The sequence below is a fragment of the Mycobacterium sp. genome, assembly GCF_035499775.1.
In the GTDB taxonomy this organism is placed as follows: domain Bacteria; phylum Actinomycetota; class Actinomycetes; order Mycobacteriales; family Mycobacteriaceae; genus Mycobacterium.
In genome coordinates this window covers 1-3,186 of the sequence record NZ_DATJYB010000191.1, presented here as the reverse complement: position 1 = coordinate 3,186, position 3,186 = coordinate 1, and the positions used below count along the sequence as shown (strand labels likewise).

Below are 3,186 nucleotides of genomic sequence, written 5' to 3'. Positions count from 1 at the left end.
CACATACCCGACCAGACGCTTGTCGCCGGGCCGGTCCTCCCGGGCGATCACCACCGCCTGCGCCACCCCGTCCAACCCGCCCAACACGGCCTGGATCTCCCCCAACTCGATGCGATACCCGCGGATCTTGACCTGCTCATCAGCGCGACCCAGATACTCCAACTGCCCGTCCGCGCCCCACCGCACCAAATCCCCGGTCCGATACATCCGCACACCGGGCGCTCCCGCGCCGCCGAACGCACACGCCACAAACCGCGACGCCGTCAACCCCGCCCGACCCGCATACCCATACCCCAGCCCGGCGCCGGCCACATACAACTCACCCACCACACCGGCCGGCACCGGCCGCAACCACCCATCCAGCACAAACAACGCCGCGCCGGCCACCGGCGCCCCGATCGGTGCCACTCCCGACCCACCGATCAAAGGCGCGCTGATCGACGCATACACCGTGGCCTCGGTGGGCCCGTAAGCGTTGATCATCACCCGCCCGGGCGCCCACCGATCCACCAGTTCAGGCGGGCACGCCTCGCCGGCCACCACCAACGCCGCCGACGCCAGGCCTTGCGGCGAGAGCATCCCCGCGGCGGACGGAGTTTGGCTCAACACGGTGACGTGTTCGGCAACCAGCAGGGCCTGGAAGTCCGCGGGCGAACTGGCCACCGCTTCGGGTACCACCACCAGCCGCCCACCGTGCAGCAGCGCACCGAAGATCTCCCACACCGAGACGTCGAAGCTGTACGAGTGCCACTGCGTCCACACTTGGCCCGGGCCGGTTCGCAGGCGAGGGTCCAGTGAGTCGAACAGGCGAGGCACGTTGTGGTGGGCGATGGCCACCCCTTTGGGGACACCGGTGGTGCCCGAGGTGTAGATCAGGTAGGCGATGTCCTCGGGGGCCGGGACTGGGAGTTCGGCACCGGGCCGGCTGTCGACAGCGGCGGCCTGGATATCACCGACATCGATGACCCACAAGTCACACCCGTCCAGCCGATCGGCCAGGCCGGCGGTGGTGATCGCCGCGATCGGCGCGGCATCGCCAACCATGAATCCGATCCGCGACACCGGTAGCGCCGGGTCGATCGGAAGATAGGCCGCCCCGGCCTTCAGCACCGCCAAAATCGCCACGATCGCCTCGGCCGACCGGGAAAACAGCAGTGCCACACACTCACCCGGGCCCACACCCGCACCAGCCAACAGGCGCGCCAGCCGGTTCGCCGCCTCGTCAAGTTCGCGGTAGGTAATGGAGCTGCCGTTGCAGCTGACTGCGGGCGCCCCGGGGGTGCGCGCGACTTGTTCGGAAAAGAGCACCGGGATCGACGCCCTGGTTGCCGGTTGGGTCAGCGCCGCCCGCTTGCCCCACTCATCCAGCCGGGCATGCTCACCGGCATCGAGTACATCCATCGACGACAGCCGTCGGGTCGGCTCGGCAGCCATGGCCACCAACATCCGCGTGAACCGCGCGATCAACGACTCGATGCGTTGCACGTCGAACACGTCGGTATCGAATTCGGCGCGAAGGCCCAGTTCGCTGCCGGGCAGCACTTGCACCGCAAGCGGGTAGTGGTTGTATTCGCGGCTGCTGAACCCGGTGACGGCCAACCCATCGACGCCTGACAACGCAGCGGTGTCGATCGGGTAGTTCTCGAACACGAATAGGGTGTCGAACAGCTGGTCTTGACCGGTGACACGGTGAATCTCGCCGAGCGCCAGGTCCTGGTGCTCCAGCGTGTGATTGTGGCCGCGTTGCAGTTGCTCGAGCAGGTCGGCGGTGGTGGTTGCCGCGGTGATGTTGGCGCGCACCGGCACCGTGTTGATCAATAGGCCCACCATCGATTCGGCGCCGACGACCTCGGGGGGCCGACCCGAGACCGTGACGCCGAAGGCGACGTCATGTTGTCCGGTCAGCGAGCACAGCAGTAACGCCCAGGCACCCTGTAGCACGGTGTTGACGGTGGTGTGGTGCGAGCGCGCCAGCTCGCCAAGGGCCCGGGTGGTCTCCTCCGGTAGTCGAAATGATTCAACGCCTCGCAGCCCTGGCTCTAACCGGTCCGGTGGACCCACCAGGGTGGGGGTGTCAAAGCCTGCGAACACGTCGCGCCATGCCGCTCGGGCGGCATCCAGATCTCGTTCGGCCAGCCAGCCAATAAAGCTGCGGTACGGTGGGGCCGCGGGCAGCCGCTTTGCCTGATAGCCGGCGAAGAGTTCCTGCAGCAGGATCGGTAGCGACCAGCCGTCGAGCACGATGTGGTGATTGGTGAGCACCAGCTTGTGCCGGTCGTCGGCGATTCGGATCAGCGCCACCCGGAATGCCGGCCCTTCGGCCAGCTCGCAGACCGCGGCGCGTTCGGCGGCACACACCCGCTCGATCTGCTCATCCGAGTCGCCGCCGGCCAATTCGACATACCGCCAGGGCGCCACGGGATCAGCGGGAATGATCTGCACCGGCTCGTCGAACTGTTCGGAGAATCGGGCCACCAGGTTGGGATGCCGGTTGACCACCGTGTGCACGGCAGCGCCTAATCGGTGCCGGTCGAGCCGACCGGTCAGCGTGATATCCAGCTGCATCACATACGCACCGTCACCGGCCTGCGCGATGCTGGCGTGAAAGAGCAGACCCTGCTGCAACGCGGTCAGCGGCAGCACGTCAGCGATTCGGTATTGCCGCTGCAGCTCGTCGAGCTGCCGCTGGCTCAGCCGGGCAGGGGCGATATCCGAGGGGCTCAACCCACCCCCACCGGATCGCACATGCGCGCAGATACCGGCCAAGGCGTCGAACCATAGCTGGCTCAGCCTGCTGACCTGCGCGTGATCGAACGCCGAGGGGGCCCACGTCCAGGCGGCGTTCAGCTGCGGGCCGGTGTCGGTGTCGACGGCGCCGGCGTTGAGCTCCACGGTGTGGGCCAGCGGTAGCGGCAGCGACGTCGTGGTGCCGGTGAGCGACATGCTTTTTTGGCAGATCCGCCATACATCGTCGGAGAGCTCGGCCGGCGCCGCACCCAGGCGCCCCAGATAGTTAAACCCGATCGCCGGGTCAGATCCCTGCACGTCGACGTCGGGGTTCAGGTAGCGCAGCACACCGTAGGTCAGGCCGTCGGGCAGTGCCCGAAGCTGCTCTTTGGCGTCCTTGATCACCGCGCCCAGCGCCGCGTCACCAGCCACCACCTGCGCCCAGCGCAGCCCGCCGAC

Annotated in this window: 1 protein-coding gene; it reads right to left on the bottom strand. The window is 67.6% G+C overall.

All coding sequences use genetic code 11. From position 1 onward, the window contains the following. Positions 1 to 3,186, bottom strand: a 3,186-nt coding sequence (locus tag VML93_RS12790) for an amino acid adenylation domain-containing protein (RefSeq protein WP_325611066.1), incomplete at both ends; no start/stop codon positions are given.